This is a genomic window from Parabacteroides sp. D25, assembly GCF_000307475.1.
Lineage (GTDB): Bacteria > Bacteroidota > Bacteroidia > Bacteroidales > Tannerellaceae > Parabacteroides > Parabacteroides distasonis.
This window is the reverse complement of the sequence record NZ_JH976505.1, coordinates 107,335-124,265: the sequence shown is the minus strand read 5'-3', so window position 1 is coordinate 124,265 and position 16,931 is coordinate 107,335. Positions and strand designations below refer to the sequence as shown.

Below are 16,931 nucleotides of genomic sequence, written 5' to 3'. Positions count from 1 at the left end.
CATTTTGAATTGATAATACACTTTCAGCAGACAAAGATAATAGAAAATATCCAAAATCCACATCGTCCTCGGATACCAATAGGAGAACCGTACCCAAATCGATCTAACCATCAAATACCCGGAATATCTCTTGTGACAGAATCTCACAAGGTAAGGTTATTGTCTTTTTTTAATGTTCCTATTTTACATCAATATCATTTCCGGAAAAACACGTACGTGAATTTCCCAAAACACGTACGACTTTTCGGAAAAACATGTACGTGTTTCGACGCAAACATTACGATGTTTTTACGACTCTGATTTTCAACCCCTTGAAAACATGACCTGATTTTCTGCTTATTGTAAAAATCTTCTTATTCAAGGATACCCGGAAAAGGAGGAGTAATGGCACGACCTATTAAAAAGGAGCCGGATTATGTCCCGCTCGACACGGATTTACTAAGCAACCGTAAAATCCGTCAAATAAAGCGCAAATACGGATCTGACACTTTTCTATTATGTATTGCCCTGCTTTGTGACATCTATGCCAATGGCTATTATATCACGGCTTACAAGGAAGAGCGTGAGCGTGCCTTCCTCCGCAAGGTATTCCAGCAATACAAGGCCGGTTACCCGCTGGAACGCCTTTATCCCGCCCGTGTCTACCAGTCCTTGCAAGAGCGGGGATTGATACACGATACCCCCGAGGAGAAACGCCACGCCATGAGCCTCTTCGCCCATTGGAGACCACCGGGTCACCTGCCCATCAGCGAGGACTATCGGCTGACGATGGTGCGACAGCAAGCCATGGCGTGGTTGCTGCGGAGGTATTTCGATGGGCTGATAGCTAAAGAGAAAGCATAAGAACGAGTAGTATACACTTGCCTATCTGTTAATAATTCGCCAATAAAAACATTGATTTACAAAATATATAGTTATATTTGCATCGTCATGTGGCTATAGCGTTAGCCGAAAAGCATGGCGACATATTATGTATTAGAGCATCGAGTGTTATTCTGTGTCTTTTAAAATTCCCCATTTAACTCAGCCAGAATAACAAACTTCATGCTCACGCTGTTGTATTATCTCAAATATAATATAGGCGTGAGCTGTCGTTTGTTATGGCTGAAAGGGTATGGGGATACCTAAAAGACACATAACAATATAACGGCAGCTTCACGCTTTTTTTTGTGTCTGCCCATAAAAACTCTATTTCTCCAATAATTATACATTTGGCCTATAATTAATCGAATTTAACAACATGGCTTTTCGGAGGAAAAGCTTGGTTATTTAGTTAAATAAAGAAAAGAGCTATCTCGTTCGTGAGAATATAGGTAGCTCACTATTGTTTAACCTTTTTAATGCGTTCACATCCTATTGATGGTAGACTTGTGCCAATAGGCTATAGTTAAATTTTATCATCATTACCCATAATTTCCTTCAAACTATAATGGTATGATAAAAACTAATTGTACATTTAGGGCAATCCTATTTTAGTTGTTAACTAATTAAAACTGATTCAGAAACATGAGAACTTCTTTATTCATATTTTTCATGGTCATTTTTATTGGTTGTAGTGAAAATGACATTATCGATGAAGGGGAAAAACCAGAAGATCCTCAAGCCGAAATAGAGGTTTATTATGACCAAGAAAGTACAAGCTCAAGAAAACCTGATGCAGGCGCAAAAGTGTATTTGTATTATGACATTAATATAACGACAGAGTTTGGTGGCCTTGCATCTTATGAAGGAAATGGAATATTAAAGTATAAAAGGTATAATACAGTCATTAAGCCAGATTCTGTTTTATATACAGATTATTTAGGAAAGACTGTTTTTGATCTAAAGCCTATGGATGTGATGTCTATAGTGGCAGAAAGCTCTTATTTTCCAAATATGATAACCTATACAGTTTGCTTTCATCTAGATGAAAGCATGAAAATAACATTTGTATTCTCATAAGGCTGGGTACGCCCCTAGGTGATATAAAATGGGAACTATTCTTCTCACGCAAGAGAACACCCGGAAAGTATCGGACAAATAGACAACTCAACCCGAAAACCACCGAGGAAAGATTGTCCTCTTATTAAACTTCATCGTGCAATTTGATTATACAATTTAATAACGTACATTCGCGTACAAATAAATTAAATCTGTAGTCCGATGAGAACGCATTTACGCGAAAGCATGCTGGCGCTTCTTTTGATAGGTATCTTAGCCACGGGTTGCGATACCGGAACGAAGAAGGCTTCTGAAAACAGTATCACGTTTGATTCTATCAGCGTGGAAAAGACTTACCATTTGTTAGATAATCCGGATAATCCCAATTGCAATCTAGAGATCAAGTTCGTTTATCCCCGGAAATATTCGGATAAAGAGGTTCTTAAGAATCTACAGAGACAGTTCGTCTCCTCTTATTTCGGCGAGAATTATGAGCAATTATCCCCCGAGGAGGCGGTACGGAAATATACCGACGACTATCTGGCCGCTTATAAGGATCTGGAAGAGGATTACAAGGCTGAGGTGGCGAAATCCGACGAGACACCGGTGGGCTCTTGGTTCTCTTACTATGAGATGTCGTCGGATGATATCGCCTTCAACCAAGACGATATCATCAGCTATACGGTAAGCTTCGAGAACTATACGGGCGGAGCGCATGGCGCACATTCCTACAATAACCATGTAGTGAACCTCAAGACCGGTAAGCCGATCACCGAGGAGGAGATATTCGTGGACAACTATCAAGACAATCTGGCGCGAATATTGGTAGATCAGATCGCCAAGCAAAACAACGTATCCGACGCCAAGGAACTGGAAAATATCGGTTTCTTTAGCGTGGACGAGATCTTCCCGAACGGCAACTTCCTCGTAGACGAGACGGGCATCACCTATTCTTTCAACGAATATGAGATAGCGGCATACGTGGTAGGCGTCACGAACGTCCATCTCCCTTACAAGGAAATCCGCTATTTGCTGCGGGATGACAGCCCGATAAGTCAGTTAATTGAAAATTGAAAATTGAAAATTGAAAATTAATGATAGATAAACCTATAAACAGATGTCCTATGGAACAAAATACAGAGAAATTCTCAATTCCCAATTCTCAATTTTCAATTCTCACATCTTATTTCCCCGATCTCACCGACCGGCAAAAAGAGCAATACGCCGCCCTATATGACCTATATACGGATTGGAACGCCAAGATCAACGTGATCTCACGGAAGGATATCGAGAACCTATATCCGCATCACGTGCTTCACTCGCTGGGTATCACCGATATGCTGCGTTTCAAGCCGGGTTCCTCGGTGATGGATCTGGGTACGGGAGGCGGTTTTCCCGGCATCCCCTTGGCGATCTTATTCCCTGAGACCCATTTCCATCTGGTAGACAGCATCGGGAAAAAAATCAAGGTGGGACAAGCCGTGGCCGAGGCGATCGGGCTGGAGAACGTATCCTTCCGCCATTGCCGGGGCGAGGAGGAAAAGCAGCTTTTCGATTTCGTGGTAAGCCGTGCCGTGATGCCTCTGGCGGATCTGGTAAAGATCGTCCGCAAGAATATAAAGAAAGAACAGATCAACGCATTGCCCAACGGATTGATTTGTCTGAAAGGTGGAGAGCTGGCGCACGAGATATTGCCTTTCCGGAACCAAGCGATAAGCATGGATCTGAAAGACCATTTTAAAGAAGAGTTTTTTGAAACTAAAAAAGTAGTGTACGTACCCTTATGATTACGATAAAATCTTTCGAAGTAAACTATTTCTCCGAGAATACTTACTTGCTATACGATGATACCAAGGAGGCAGTCCTTATCGATTGCGGCTGCCTGCGCAAAGAGGAACAAAAAGAAGTAAGCGACTTTATCGCCCAGAACGGGCTGACGCTGAAACGTTACCTTTGTACGCACCTCCATCTGGATCACATATTCGGCAACGAATTCGTCCATAACACCTACGGGTTGAGCCCGGAAGCCCATAAAGCGGACGTGGAGGGCCTTCCCTCCCCCGAGGAGCAAGCCAAGGCGTTCGGCCTGTCGATGAAGGCGAAAAGCGTCCCGGTAGGGAAATATCTGGTAAACGGGGAAATCATAAAGTTCGGGAAATCCGAGCTGGCGGTATTGAGCGTTCCCGGTCATTCGCCCGGAGGCGTGGCTTTCTATAACAAGAAGAACGGTTTCGTGATCGTCGGGGATTCCTTGTTCGCCGGAAGCATCGGCCGTACCGATTTATGGGGAGGCAACCAAGATATACTGCTTGCCGCTATCAAGGACAAATTACTGTCGTTGCCGGACGAGACCGTGGTATACCCCGGCCATGGCCCCGAGACACGAATCATTGATGAGAAATTAAATAATCCTTATTTATAAAATACTAGAATTATGGACACAAATAAGTTTGTAAACCGCCACGTGGGCATCTCAGCGGAAGATATTCCCGCTATGTTGGAGACGATTGGCGTGAAGTCTTTGGACGAGTTGATCGATCAGACCATTCCGGCCAACATCCGTTTGAAAGAGCCGTTGAACCTCCCGGAGGCCATGACGGAACGTGAGTTCGCCGAGCATATCGCCGAGCTGGCTTCCAAGAACGAGGTATTCACCTCTTATATCGGTATGGGTTGGTACGACACGGTTTGCCCGGCCCCGATCCAACGTAACGTATTCGAGAACCCGGTTTGGTACACCTCCTATACGCCGTATCAGGCGGAAGTATCCCAAGGACGCTTGGAGGCGTTGCTGAACTTCCAGACTGTTATCTGCGAACTGACCGGATTGCCCTTGGCGAACTGCTCGCTACTCGACGAGGCGACAGCGGCAGCCGAGGCGGTTACCATGTTTCATGGTTCACGCAGCCGTGCGCAGGTGAAAGCGGAAGCCAATACGGTATTCGTTGACGAGAACGTGTTCGCCTCTACGCTGGCCGTCATCCACACCCGCATGATCCCGCAGGGCATCCAGGTGGTAGTGGGCGATTATAAGAAATTCGAGTTCACGCCGGACGTGTTCGCCGCCATCGTACAGTTCCCGAACGCGGATGGTTCGATCGAGGACTATAAGGAATTCGTAGCCCGTGCGGGCGCCGCCGGAACCAAGGTAGGCGTAGCCGCCGACTTGATGAGCTTGGTATTGTTGACTCCTCCGGGAGAATGGGGAGCGGATGTCGTATTCGGTAGCAGCCAGCGCTTCGGTATCCCGATGTTCTACGGGGGTCCTTCCGCCGCTTTCTTCGCTACGAAGGACGATTATAAACGTACGATCCCGGGACGTATCATCGGTATCTCCAAGGACGCTTACGGCCATCCGGCTTATCGCTTGGCTTTGCAGACCCGCGAGCAACATATCAAACGTGAGAAGGCAACGTCCAATATCTGTACGGCTCAGGCGTTGTTGGCTACCATGGCCGGATTCTACGCCGTATATCATGGAGCGGAGGGGTTGCGTAACATCGCCGGACGGATTCATTCCACGGCCGGATTCTTGGCCAAGGAGTTGGAGAAACTGGGATATACGCAATTAAACAAGGATTATTTCGATACCTTGAAGATACAGCTTCCCGCGCACGTGTCGGTGAACGCACTGCGTGAGATCGCCTTGGAGTGCAAGGTGAACTTGCGTTACTTCGAGGCCGGACAAGTAGGCGTCAGCATAGACGAGACGACATTGCCTACGGACATAGGCGTATTATTATACATCTTCGCCGGCGCCGCAGGTAAAGACTATATGCTGGACGAGTCTATCCCCGCCCAGACTTATTTCGACGCTAAATTCGCCCGTACCTCCGATTTCTTGCAGCAAGACGTATTCAAGAAATATCATACGGAGACCGAGTTGATGCGTTACATCACCCGTTTGGGACGAAAGGATGTTTCCTTGGCCCAATCCATGATCTCGCTGGGATCTTGCACGATGAAGCTAAACCCGGCTTCTACGATGTTGCCGCTTAGCCGTGCGGAATTCATGAATATCCACCCGTACGCTCCAGAGGAGCAAGTGGAAGGCTATACGGAGCTGATCGAGAACCTGTCTTCTTACTTATGCACGATCACGGGCTTCAAGGGCTGTACGTTGCAACCGAACTCCGGCGCCGCTGGCGAGTACACGGGTCTTCGTGTGATCCGTGCTTATCAGGAAAGCATCGGCCAAGGCCATCGTGATATCGTTTTGCTTCCGGCTTCCGCCCACGGAACCAACCCGGCCAGCGCTATCCAATGCGGGTATAAGACCGTAACCGTTAAATGCGACGAGAATGGTAATATCGATCTGGAAGATTTCCGTGCGAAAGCCGAGGAGAACAAGGAGCGTTTGGCTGCCAGCATGATTACCTATCCGTCTACGCATGGTATCTTCGAGGTGGACATCAAGGAGATGTGCGACATCGTTCACGCTTGCGGAGGACAGCTTTATATGGATGGCGCCAACATGAACGCGCAGGTTGGATTGACAAATCCGGGTACGATCGGCGCCGATGTATGTCACTTGAACCTGCATAAGACCTTCTCTTCTCCTCACGGAGGTGGTGGTCCCGGCGTAGGCCCGATCTGCGTGGCCGAGCATCTGGTTCCGTTCTTGCCGCAGCATCCGGTGCTTTGGGGCAGCGACTTGAATACGGTATCCGCGGCTCCTTATGGTAGCGCCGGTATCCTGCCGATCACGTACGCTTACATCCGCTTGCTGGGTACGGAAGGTCTTGAGACGGTGACGAAGACGGCCATCTTGAACGCCAATTACTTGGCCGCTAAGTTCAAGGATACGTACGGTATCGTCTATACCGGAGCGACAGGCCGTGTAGGTCATGAGTTGATCTTGGAATGCCGTACGGTAAAAGAGCGTTCGGGCATCGACGAGGGCGATATCGCCAAGCGTTTGATGGACTTCGGCTACCACGCTCCTACCCTATCTTTCCCGGTACACGGCACCTTGATGGTAGAGCCGACCGAGAGCGAGAGCAAGGCCGAGCTGGATCGTTTCGTAGAGGTAATGGAATGTATCTGGAACGAGATCAAGGAGGTGGAGGAAGGCAAGGCTTCGAAGGAGGACAACGTCTTGAAGAACGCCCCGCATCCGGAATACGAGGTGACCGCCGACGAGTGGAAACACGCGTATCCCCGCACGAAGGCCGCCTTCCCGCTGGAATGGTTGCACGACAGCAAGTTCTGGATTAACGTAGCCCGTGTAGATAACGCTTATGGCGATCGTAACTTGATCCCGACTTTATGCGCTTGCGAGATATGAAGAAGCTCTTTATCGCTTTGGCGGCCGTCGCTCTGACGGCTTGCGTCAAGGCGCCCGAGAAAACAGTCAAGGTCTACGCATGGCAAGGCGAAGGTGAGAATACCACCGAGCAAACCTTACAAGCGGACTTTAGTAAATGGCATGCCCACGGTGTAGACGGGATGTGCTACAACGCCGGCCACGACACGGAGAAAATCCAGCGTGCCGCCAAAGCGGCCCATGCCAATGGCATGGAATACCATGCGTGGATTCCTGCCATGTTGCAACATGGATTGGACTCCACCCTCTACGCCGTAAACCGGAAAGGCGAGTCGGCCTATTCCGTACAGGCATATGTCCCTTATTACAAATGCCTGTGCCCGAACCAAGAAGGCACGGCTGAGTTCTTGCTGAATCTATATGGCAAGGTAGCCGATATCCCGGAGGTGGATTATATCCATCTGGATTATATCCGTTACGTGGATGTCATCCTGGCCCGCGGACTTTGGGAAAAATACGGCTTGGTGATGGACGAGGAATATCCTACGGCGGACTATTGCTACTGTGACAAATGCGTGGCCGATTTCAAGGCCGCTACCGGTATCGATATCAAATCCGTAGAGGATCCTTCCAAATGCGCGGAATGGGCGCAGTTCCGTTGCGACCTGATCACGAAATTGGTAAATCGCATCGCTGACGAGGTTCACGGCAAAGGCAAGAAAGTGAGCGCCGCCGTATTCCCGGGGCCGGACTCTCACGCCAAGTGGATGGTTCGCCAAGAATGGAATAAATGGAATATCGACGCTTTCTTCCCGATGAATTATAACGATTTCTATCTGGAGGACGCTTCTTGGCTGGCTCCGATCGTGAAAGAGGAAGTAGCCGCCGTGCAAGGCAAGAAGCCGGTTTATAGCGGTCTGTTCATCTGCGAGGATTGGCAGAACAAGGCGAATATCAAGGACCCGGAAGGCCATGGACTGATCCCGTCCGAGATCGAGGAGGCCGTAAGAGGCTCCATGGAGAACGGAGCGGCCGGCGTGGCGTTGTTTACGCCGGGCAACATGACGGATGAGCATTGGAAAGCTTTCGATAAGGCGATCCACCAACCGTATACCGTAAAGCCCTAATTCGTAATTACTATACGATAAAACAAAGACGAGGAGGCGCAGCTCTTCATTTTCTCGCCTGCGCCTCCTCTTTGACTTATCCATCTAATCTATCTTACTAATAAATAATATCATGACAACTAAGAAACAAGAGAAAATCAAATTCAGTAAAGCATTCTGGGTAGCGAACACCGTCGAGTTGTTCGAGCGAGCCGCTTATTACGGCGTATTTATCGTCATCACCCTTTATCTTAGCCGCATCTTAGGCTTTAACGATATTCAGGCCGCCAGCATCGCCGGTATCTTTTCCGCTTGTCTGTATCTGCTGCCCACATTCGCCGGAGCGTTGGCCGATAAGATCGGTTTCCGCAACTCGATGCTACTGGCTTTCACTTTGTTAACTTGTGGCTATCTAGGACTGGCTGTTTACCCTACTTGGCTTCAATCCGCCGGACTGGTTGAATACAGCACGACGACTACCTTTACGGGATTGCTGGAGAGCAATCTTCAGTACGGCATTATCCCTATCATGGCCTTGATCGTATGCGGCGGGGCTTTTATCAAGAGCGTTATCTCCGGCACGGTCGCTAAAGAGACTACGCCGGAAACCCGTGCGAAGGGCTTCTCTATCTTCTACGCGATGGTAAATATCGGGGCCTTCTCCGGGAAGACCATCGTGAAGCCGCTTCGTGAGGCGTTGGGCAACGAAGGTTTGATTACCTTGAACTATTTCTCGGCGAGCATGACCTTCCTTGCCTTGCTAGCCATCTGGTTCTTCTACAAAAGCGCTCAGCATTCGGGCGAGGGCAAGACGTTCGGGCAGATCTGGAACGCCTTGATCAAGGTTTGTAGTAACGGACGGCTCATTACATTAATCATCATTATCACCGGATTCTGGATGGTACAACACCAGCTGTATGCCACGATGCCAAAATATGTGCTTCGTTTGGCCGGCGAGGGAGCCTCTCCTTCTTGGTATGCCAACGTAAACCCTTTAGTCGTAGTTCTGACAGTCAATCTAGTAACACAGATGATGCGGAAGCGGACAGCGCTTACCTCCATGACGGTGGGTATGTTTATCATGCCGGTGTCCGCTCTTTGCATGGCATCCGGTAATATGCTGGATACTAATTCCTTGATCCTAGGGATGCATCCCGTAGCCTTCATGATGGTGGTGGGTATCGTCTTCCAAGGGCTGGCGGAGACGTTCATTTCCCCTCGCTTTCTCGAGTATTTCTCCTTGCAAGCACCCAAGGGAGAGGAAGGTCTCTATCTTGGATTCAGCCATTTGCATTCTTTCCTCTCCTCTATCTTCGGATTCGGGCTATCCGGTTTCCTTTTAAGCAAGTATTGCCCGGAGCCAACCCTGTTCGCCTCTCACGAGGAATGGCTGGCGGCAAGCGCGAACGCCCATTACATCTGGTATTACTTCGGTGCGATCGCCTTGGTATCCGCCGTAGCGTTGATCGTGTATGGACAAGTCGTAAAGAGGCTGGATAGCCAAAAGATTTGACCCGATAAAACTACGAGGTCAAATCCATTACCTTTGATTTGACCTCGTAGTTCTAAAATATCTAATCCAAACACATGAATTTGACCTTTAAGGCTTGCGATATCCAATCATAATCCGTAGATTTGACCCGGAAGAATCGCAAGATCAAATCCTTGAGAAAAAACAACCTTAAAACAGATCATCATGGAAGAAACATTCAAGAGAATCCCCCCGGAAGATGTCTTTATCACCGTCTTCAAGCGTAAACCCACCGAAGAAGAGCTTTGGATGGGCGTCCCTCCCGACTTCGACGGCAACCGCCCCTCGGGCAACAACCTGATCGATCTCTTCGCCTATCTCATCCGCAAGTACGGCCGGATGGACACCAGCGAATACGCCCGCATAATGCAACTCAAGACCAGCGAGCTCCGGGGCGCCATCCTCGCCATCGGCGGCATGTCGGCGATGGAATGGCGCAACCGCTACCTTCTCCTCGAAGCTCAGGAGCTGATGGAGCGGACGGACATGAGCATCACCGCGATCGCCGCCAAGCTGGGTTTCTCGCAGCCCTCGGTATTCTCCAAGTTCTTCCGCACGCTGACGAAATCGCAGCCTTGGGAATGGCGCATCGAGAAAAAAAAACCGGGCTCAAACCGGAAGAGAACCTATCATTGCTACGAGTAATCAGCAGGCAATACATGCTCAAACACACGCCAAGTGTGCAATTTCCTCCGCAAAGTTCTTTGTTATAAAGAATGTTTGATTACTTTTGCACCTCGAGATTAACAAGAAAGTAGAAGTATTACATCAATATAAAAATCTAATATTCCTATATAATATGAGTTTAAGAATTATAGTTTTAGCGAAACAGGTCCCGGATACACGAAACGTGGGAAAGGACGCCATGAAGGCGGACGGTACGATCAATCGCGCCGCCTTGCCCGCGATCTTTAACCCGGAAGACCTGAACGCGTTGGAACAAGCGTTACGCTTGAAAGACGCTTACCCCGGGACGACAGTTACGCTGCTGACGATGGGCCCGGGACGTGCCGCCGAAATCATCCGCGAGGGTTTGTATCGTGGTGCTGACGGCGGTTTTTTGTTGACCGACCGTGCGTTTGCCGGAGCCGACACGTTAGCCACATCCTATGCGCTTGCCACGGCTATCAAGAAAATCAACGATTATGATATTATCATCGGTGGTCGCCAAGCGATCGACGGCGATACGGCACAGGTAGGTCCGCAAGTCGCTGAGAAATTAGGACTGACCCAGATCACGTATGCCGAGGAAATCCTAAACGTTGATAAGGAGGCCGGACGTATCACCGTAAAACGTCATATCGACGGGGGTGTCGAGACCGTGGAAGGTCCGCTTCCTATCGTTATCACCGTGAACGGCTCCGCCGCTCCCTGCCGTCCCCGCAACGCGAAGTTGGTACAAAAGTACAAACACGCCATGGGTAAACAGGAACGGGCCGTGCAACCCGCCTGTCACCAGGACGGTACGCCGACTCTTCGCTACCCGGAATTGTACGAGACCCGCCCGTATTTGGATATTCAAGAATGGAGCGTAGCCGACGTGAATGGTGACTTGGTTCAATGCGGCCTTAGCGGTTCGCCGACGAAGGTAAAAGCGATCGAGAATATCGTCTTCCAAGCCAAGGAAAGCAAGACCATCTCCAGCGCCGACCAAGAAGTAGAGGATTTGATTGTCGAACTGTTAGCTAACCACACCATCGGATAAGATTATGAACAACGTATTTGTATATTGTGAGACAGAAGGCACGAACGTTGCCGATGTAAGTCTTGAGCTTCTGACTAAAGGTCGTAAGCTAGCCAATCAATTGGGCTGTGGGCTGGAGGCGATCGTTGCCGGGTCCGGCCTTGAGGGTGTAGAGAAACAAGTATTGCCTTTTGGCGTCGACAAGGTTCATGTGTTCGACGCTCCGGGTCTGTTCCCTTATACGTCACTTCCTCATTCCTCTATCTTGATCAATTTGTTCAAGGAGGAGAAACCGCAGATTTGCTTGATGGGCGCTACGGTGATCGGTCGTGACTTGGGCCCTCGTGTATCCTCGGCCTTGACAAGCGGCTTGACGGCCGATTGTACCTCTTTGGAGATCGGCTCGCACGAGGACAAGAAAGCGGGTATCACCTACGAGAACTTATTATATCAGATCCGTCCGGCGTTCGGTGGTAACATCGTAGCCACGATCATCAACCCGGAACATCGCCCGCAAATGGCGACCGTTCGTGAGGGCGTGATGAAAAAGGAGGTTTTGGACGAGAACTATAAAGGCGAAGTGATCCACCACGACGTAGCGAAGTATGTCCCCGAGACAGACTATGTGGTGAAAGTGATCAACCGTCATGTAGAGAAAGCGAAGCACAACCTGAAAGGCGCTCCGATCGTAGTAGCCGGAGGTTATGGCGTAGGCTCTAAGGAGAACTTTAATTTATTGTTCGATTTGGCGAAAGAGCTTCACGCCGAGGTAGGTGCCAGCCGTGCGGCTGTCGATGCCGGTTTCTGCGACCACGACCGTCAGATCGGTCAGACCGGTGTCACGGTGCGTCCGAAATTATATATCGCTTGCGGTATCTCCGGGCAGATCCAGCATATCGCCGGCATGCAAGACGCCGGTATCATCATTTCGATCAATAATGATGAGAACGCCCCGATCAACACGATCGCCGATTACGTAATCAATGGTACGGTAGAAGAGGTGATTCCTAAGATGATTAAGTATTACAAAAAGAACAGTAAGTAAGATTATGGCTAATTTCTATACAGATAATCCCAGCTTGAAGCATCATCTTCACCATCCGTTGATGAAGCGTATCGTAGAGCTGAAAGAGCGCGGCTATGCCGACAAGGATACATACGATTATGCTCCGATCGATTTCGAGGACGCAATGGATAGCTACGAGAAAGTATTGGAGATCGTTGGTGAGATTTGCGGGGAAATTATCGCCCCGAACGCTGAGGGCGTAGACCATGAGGGCCCCACGGTAGCGAACGGACGTGTCACGTACGCTTCCGGGACACAGCAAAACCTCGATGCCGTTCGCAAGGCCGGCTTGATGGGTATCGCTATGCCTCGCCGCTACAATGGGTTGAATTTCCCGATCGTCCCTTACATCATGGCCGCCGACTTGGTTTCCCGTGCCGACGCCGGTTTCGAGAACCTTTGGGGTCTACAAGATTGTGCCGAGACCTTATACGAGTTCGGCAACGAGGATCAACGCCAACGTTACATCCCTCGTGTTTGCGACGGAGAGACCATGTCTATGGACTTGACGGAGCCGGACGCAGGTTCCGACCTTCAATCCGTTATGTTGAAAGCTTCTTACAACGAGGCTGACGGTTGCTGGTATCTGAACGGCGTAAAGCGTTTCATCACGAATGGCGACGCTGACATCCATTTGGTATTGGCCCGTTCCGAGGAAGGTACGAAGGATGGACGTGGCCTTTCCATGTTCATCTACGACAAGCGCAATGGTGGCGTGAATGTCCGTCGTATCGAGAACAAAATGGGTATCAAAGGCTCTCCTACTTGCGAGTTGGTATTCAAGAACGCGAAAGCCGAGCTTTGCGGTGATCGTAAGCTAGGTTTGATCAAATATGTAATGGCTTTGATGAACGGTGCCCGTCTGGGTATCATGGCTCAAGCCGTAGGACTTAGCGAGGCTGCCTATCGTGAGGCTTATGCTTACGCCTTGGATCGTAAACAGTTTGGTAAGTCTATCATCGAGTTCCCGGCGATCGCTGAGATTATCGCCTTGATGCGTGCGAAAGCGGATGCTTCCCGTTCTATGTTATACGAGACCGCCCGTTTCGTTGACGTCTACAAAGCGTTGGATGATATATCCAAGGAACGTAAACTGACTCCGGAAGAACGTCAAGAATTCAAGAAGTACAGCAAGCTCGCGGATGCTTTCACCCCGATGGGTAAAGGCATGACTACCGAGTACGCAAACCAGAACGCTTACGACGCTATCCAAGTTCACGGAGGTTCCGGTTTCATGAAAGACTACGCTTGCGAACGTATCTACCGGGATGCCCGCATCACGAATATCTATGAGGGTACCACCCAATTGCAAGTCGTAGCGGCCATCCGCCACGTCACCACGGGTACTTACTTGAACCAGATTCGTGAATACCAAGCGATCGAGTATAAGCCGGAATTAGAGGCTCTGAAGAACAAACTTGCCGCTATGACCGAGAAGTATGAGAAAGTGGTAGCCAAGGTTACGGAGACAAAGGATAACGAATATATTGACTTCCAAGCTCGCCGTATGGTCGAGGCAGCCGCTCATTGCGTATTCGGCTACTTGCTATTGCAAGACGCAAACAAAGATGACAGCTTCCGCCGTTCCGCCGAGGTTTATGTAAACTACGGACAAGCTGAGATTGATAAGATCGAATCCTTCATCAACAACTTCAATCGTGAGGACTTAGCTTATTACAAACAACAGTAAATAGGTTTTCCTAGGATAAAATGAGGCGAGGATCAGTTACAGGTTCTCGCCTTATTTTTTTAACCGCCAAAGTACCCATTGCATACCGCCACGTAAAGACAGATACCAAAGGAAAGCCATCCATAAGGCATGATTCCCCATCGATTGATAAAACAAGTAATACATAATAAAGAAAGTGCCCGAGGCCACAAGCATCGAGTAAAGCATCTGGCGTGTGGCCGTGGCACCGATAAAGATACCGTCCCAAAGGAAAGCGGAGAATCCACATAAAGGAATCGCCAACACCCAATAGAAATAATCCCCGGAAGCTTCAATGACTGAGGTATCGTTCGTCAATAATCCCAGAAAATTCTTCCCTCCCAACGCATAAAGGATCGTGAAAGACAATGAGAGGCCGATTCCCCATAGGAACAATAAGCGAATGCATTTACGTAACCCCACATCGTTTTTGGCTCCAATAAAGCGACCGGCTAATGCCTCTCCCGCATAAGCGAATCCATCCATTATATAAGAGAACAAGGTAAATAACTGCATCAACAAGGTGTTTACGGCTAATATCACATCCCCTTGTCTCGCACCTGTAGAAGTAAAGAAAGTCGTAACAGCGACCAAGCACAAGGTCCGGAAAAATATATCACTATTGACTGAGAAGAAGCGACGCATCGCCTCCCTACCCCAAAGCCCGTTCCAATCAATATACGCTTTCAAACGTTTATAATATTTCAACCAAAGAGCAAACGCCATGAGGAGACCCGCATATTGGGCGATCAGTGTTCCCAACGCTACGCCTTCCACCTTCATACCCAGCACAAACACGAAACATAGGCTGGCCGCAATATTCACGATATTCTGCGTGATAGCGATAAACATCGGGAAACGAGAATTCTGCATACCGATAAACCAACCGGCAAAGCCATATAACCCCAATACAGCCGGCGCTCCCCAGATACAGATATTAAAATAGAGAGAGGCCCATTGTTTTACCTCCTCCGTTGCGTCGATCAAAGTAAACGCAACCTTCAAGATAGGGTATTGAAGTATCAAAAGCCCCAAAGATATCAGGAAACCAACCCCGACAGACCGGAATAAGATCCGGGTAACTTCCGTCAAATCCCGTTTCCCGTACGCTTGGGAAGTCATACCGCTTGTCCCCATACGGAGAAACCCGAATATCCAGTAGATAATATTAAACAGCATCCCGCCTACAGCGATCGCCCCGATGTACGAAGCAGATCCAAGATGTCCCACGATCGCCACATCTATCAATCCCAATAAAGGTACGGTTATATTGGAAATAATAGAAGGTATCGCCAGTTGAAGTATTTTCTTATTCATATTAAATAGTGTCTAAATACGATATCGTTATCTCTTAAAACTCTCTTTCAGACTGATCAACGAAGGGATAAAAAAGGATATAATACCTATCAAACATAAAAAGCCCCCACTTATTATAAAGGTATTTCCAAGCCCGATAGAATCCGCCAAAAAGCCGGTACTCAAAAGACCGATCATCGAAGGAAGCATACTAAAGCTCATGTAAAAAGAGAATACCCTTCCCATAACTCCCGGATCAATGCGAGATTGGATAACCGTAGTAAAAGTAGCAAAATACAGGGAACCACAAACACCTCCTAAAGCCGTCAGCACCGCAAACCAGATAAAACCGGATACCGGTAACAACCCGGAAAACAAGAATGTCAATCCCAACGCTATATACATCCCATTAATCAACAGTATCTCATTCCAACGATATTTCTTAAGCCCCAGTAAAGCACCCGCGAGCAAGGCTCCTCCACCCCATGAAACCTCGACCAAACTCACTTGGAAAGCATTTCCGGCAAAGTGATTCAACGTCATCAACGGGAATAAGACACTTACCGGCATAATCACGAATGTAGCCAATATAGACAATAGGAATAACCACGATAGCCCATATTGGTTACGGACTTCCATAATCGCCTCTTTCGCCTCTCTCCAAAGATGCAATTCTGAATTTCGTTCCTCATGAGAAGGATCGGGAATAAAGACAAAGCAGAGCGATAGACAAGCGAACGCCGCTCCAGCCACATCCAATAAGAGGATATTCGTCATCTTCATCATCGTTATGAATAGACCGGCCAAAGCGGGCCCGGCGATATTACACACCGACTGGATCACCTGATTAATCCCAGCTATGCGCATCAACTCCGATTTTGGAGCCAGCAAAGGAACAGAAGCTTGCATAGCGGGCATATGAAAGGCAGAACCTACGGAACGAAGGGCCAATAACACATATATATGACTAATCTTAGCCAAATCAAAATAAAACAAGACCGCCAATATCAACGTACAAAAAGCAATAAAGCTATCTGCCATAATCATCACCCGCTTCCTTTTCCACCGGTCGATAAAGATCCCCGTGAAAAGCCCCAAAACAGATTGAGGTAACAAAGCGGCCATCGTAGCAAATGCCAATACCTCAGCGGAACCTGTCTCCAGACTCAACCACAAGACTATCGCGAAATTAACAATCGAACTTGTCAGTATAGATAAGAACTGCCCCGTCCAAATAATGGCAAATACTCGCTTCCAGTTATCCATATAAACGTGTTTGTATTAAAAAAACGAAGGCCGCGGGATTCACATCCGACGGCCTCCTACACTAACCCTTAACTTTAACCAATGAAAA

The 16,931-nt window shown here is 48.4% G+C and carries 14 protein-coding genes; 12 read left to right on the top strand and 2 right to left on the bottom strand.

Annotated elements, in window-relative coordinates; all coding sequences use genetic code 11:
* Positions 1–384: 384 nt before the first annotated feature.
* From HMPREF0999_RS15025 to HMPREF0999_RS14970, 12 genes are all read left to right on the top strand, one after another.
* The gene (locus HMPREF0999_RS15025) at positions 385–843 is read left to right on the top strand and encodes a Lin1244/Lin1753 domain-containing protein (RefSeq protein ID WP_009276291.1); all 459 of its coding nucleotides are present in this window, start codon (positions 385–387) and stop codon (positions 841–843) included.
* A 663-nt stretch (positions 844–1,506) separates the two neighbouring features.
* Complete coding sequence (locus HMPREF0999_RS15020) at positions 1,507–1,941, top strand: hypothetical protein (protein WP_009017719.1); 435 nt, start codon at positions 1,507–1,509, stop codon at positions 1,939–1,941.
* Positions 1,942–2,142: 201 nt separating this feature from the next.
* Entirely contained in the window at positions 2,143–2,994 is an 852-nt protein-coding gene (locus tag HMPREF0999_RS15015) for a DUF3298 and DUF4163 domain-containing protein (RefSeq protein WP_005855566.1), read from the top strand.
* Between the two features lie 20 nt (positions 2,995–3,014).
* Positions 3,015–3,707 (top strand): 16S rRNA (guanine(527)-N(7))-methyltransferase RsmG, encoded by a 693-nt coding sequence (gene rsmG, locus HMPREF0999_RS15010; RefSeq protein ID WP_011966023.1) that lies wholly within the window; start codon positions 3,015–3,017, stop codon positions 3,705–3,707.
* On the top strand, positions 3,704–4,342 hold the full coding sequence (locus HMPREF0999_RS15005) for an MBL fold metallo-hydrolase (RefSeq protein ID WP_009276290.1): 639 nt from the start codon (positions 3,704–3,706) through the stop codon (positions 4,340–4,342). The genes rsmG and HMPREF0999_RS15005 overlap by 4 nt, the downstream gene beginning before the upstream one ends.
* Before the next feature lie 12 nt (positions 4,343–4,354).
* A complete protein-coding gene (gene gcvP / locus HMPREF0999_RS15000) occupies positions 4,355–7,207 on the top strand; it encodes an aminomethyl-transferring glycine dehydrogenase (RefSeq protein WP_009276289.1) in 2,853 nt (950 codons plus the stop codon).
* Positions 7,204–8,313, top strand: a complete 1,110-nt coding sequence (locus HMPREF0999_RS14995) for a hypothetical protein (protein WP_010184701.1) — start codon at positions 7,204–7,206, stop codon at positions 8,311–8,313. The genes gcvP and HMPREF0999_RS14995 overlap by 4 nt, the downstream gene beginning before the upstream one ends.
* A 112-nt stretch (positions 8,314–8,425) precedes the next feature.
* Entirely contained in the window at positions 8,426–9,805 is a 1,380-nt protein-coding gene (locus tag HMPREF0999_RS14990) for an MFS transporter (protein WP_005855557.1), read from the top strand.
* A gap of 183 nt (positions 9,806–9,988) precedes the next feature.
* A complete protein-coding gene (locus HMPREF0999_RS14985; protein ID WP_009276287.1) occupies positions 9,989–10,468 on the top strand; it encodes a helix-turn-helix domain-containing protein in 480 nt (159 codons plus the stop codon).
* Positions 10,469–10,622: 154 nt separating this feature from the next.
* The gene (locus tag HMPREF0999_RS14980) at positions 10,623–11,528 is read left to right on the top strand and encodes an electron transfer flavoprotein subunit beta/FixA family protein (protein ID WP_005855555.1); all 906 of its coding nucleotides are present in this window, start codon (positions 10,623–10,625) and stop codon (positions 11,526–11,528) included.
* Between the two features lie 4 nt (positions 11,529–11,532).
* Positions 11,533–12,552: an electron transfer flavoprotein subunit alpha/FixB family protein gene (locus HMPREF0999_RS14975; RefSeq protein ID WP_009017714.1), complete on the top strand. Its 1,020-nt coding sequence runs from the start codon at positions 11,533–11,535 to the stop codon at positions 12,550–12,552.
* 4 nt (positions 12,553–12,556) lie between these two features.
* Positions 12,557–14,263, top strand: a complete 1,707-nt coding sequence (locus tag HMPREF0999_RS14970) for an acyl-CoA dehydrogenase family protein (RefSeq protein ID WP_008780918.1) — start codon at positions 12,557–12,559, stop codon at positions 14,261–14,263.
* Between the two features lie 51 nt (positions 14,264–14,314).
* Here the strand turns inward: HMPREF0999_RS14970 and HMPREF0999_RS14965 are convergent, their stop codons facing one another.
* Positions 14,315–15,598: an MATE family efflux transporter gene (locus HMPREF0999_RS14965; RefSeq protein ID WP_008780917.1), complete on the bottom strand. Its 1,284-nt coding sequence runs from the start codon at positions 15,596–15,598 to the stop codon at positions 14,315–14,317.
* Between the two features lie 27 nt (positions 15,599–15,625).
* Positions 15,626–16,843: an MFS transporter gene (locus HMPREF0999_RS14960; protein WP_005855551.1), complete on the bottom strand. Its 1,218-nt coding sequence runs from the start codon at positions 16,841–16,843 to the stop codon at positions 15,626–15,628.
* Positions 16,844–16,931: the final 88 nt, after the last annotated feature.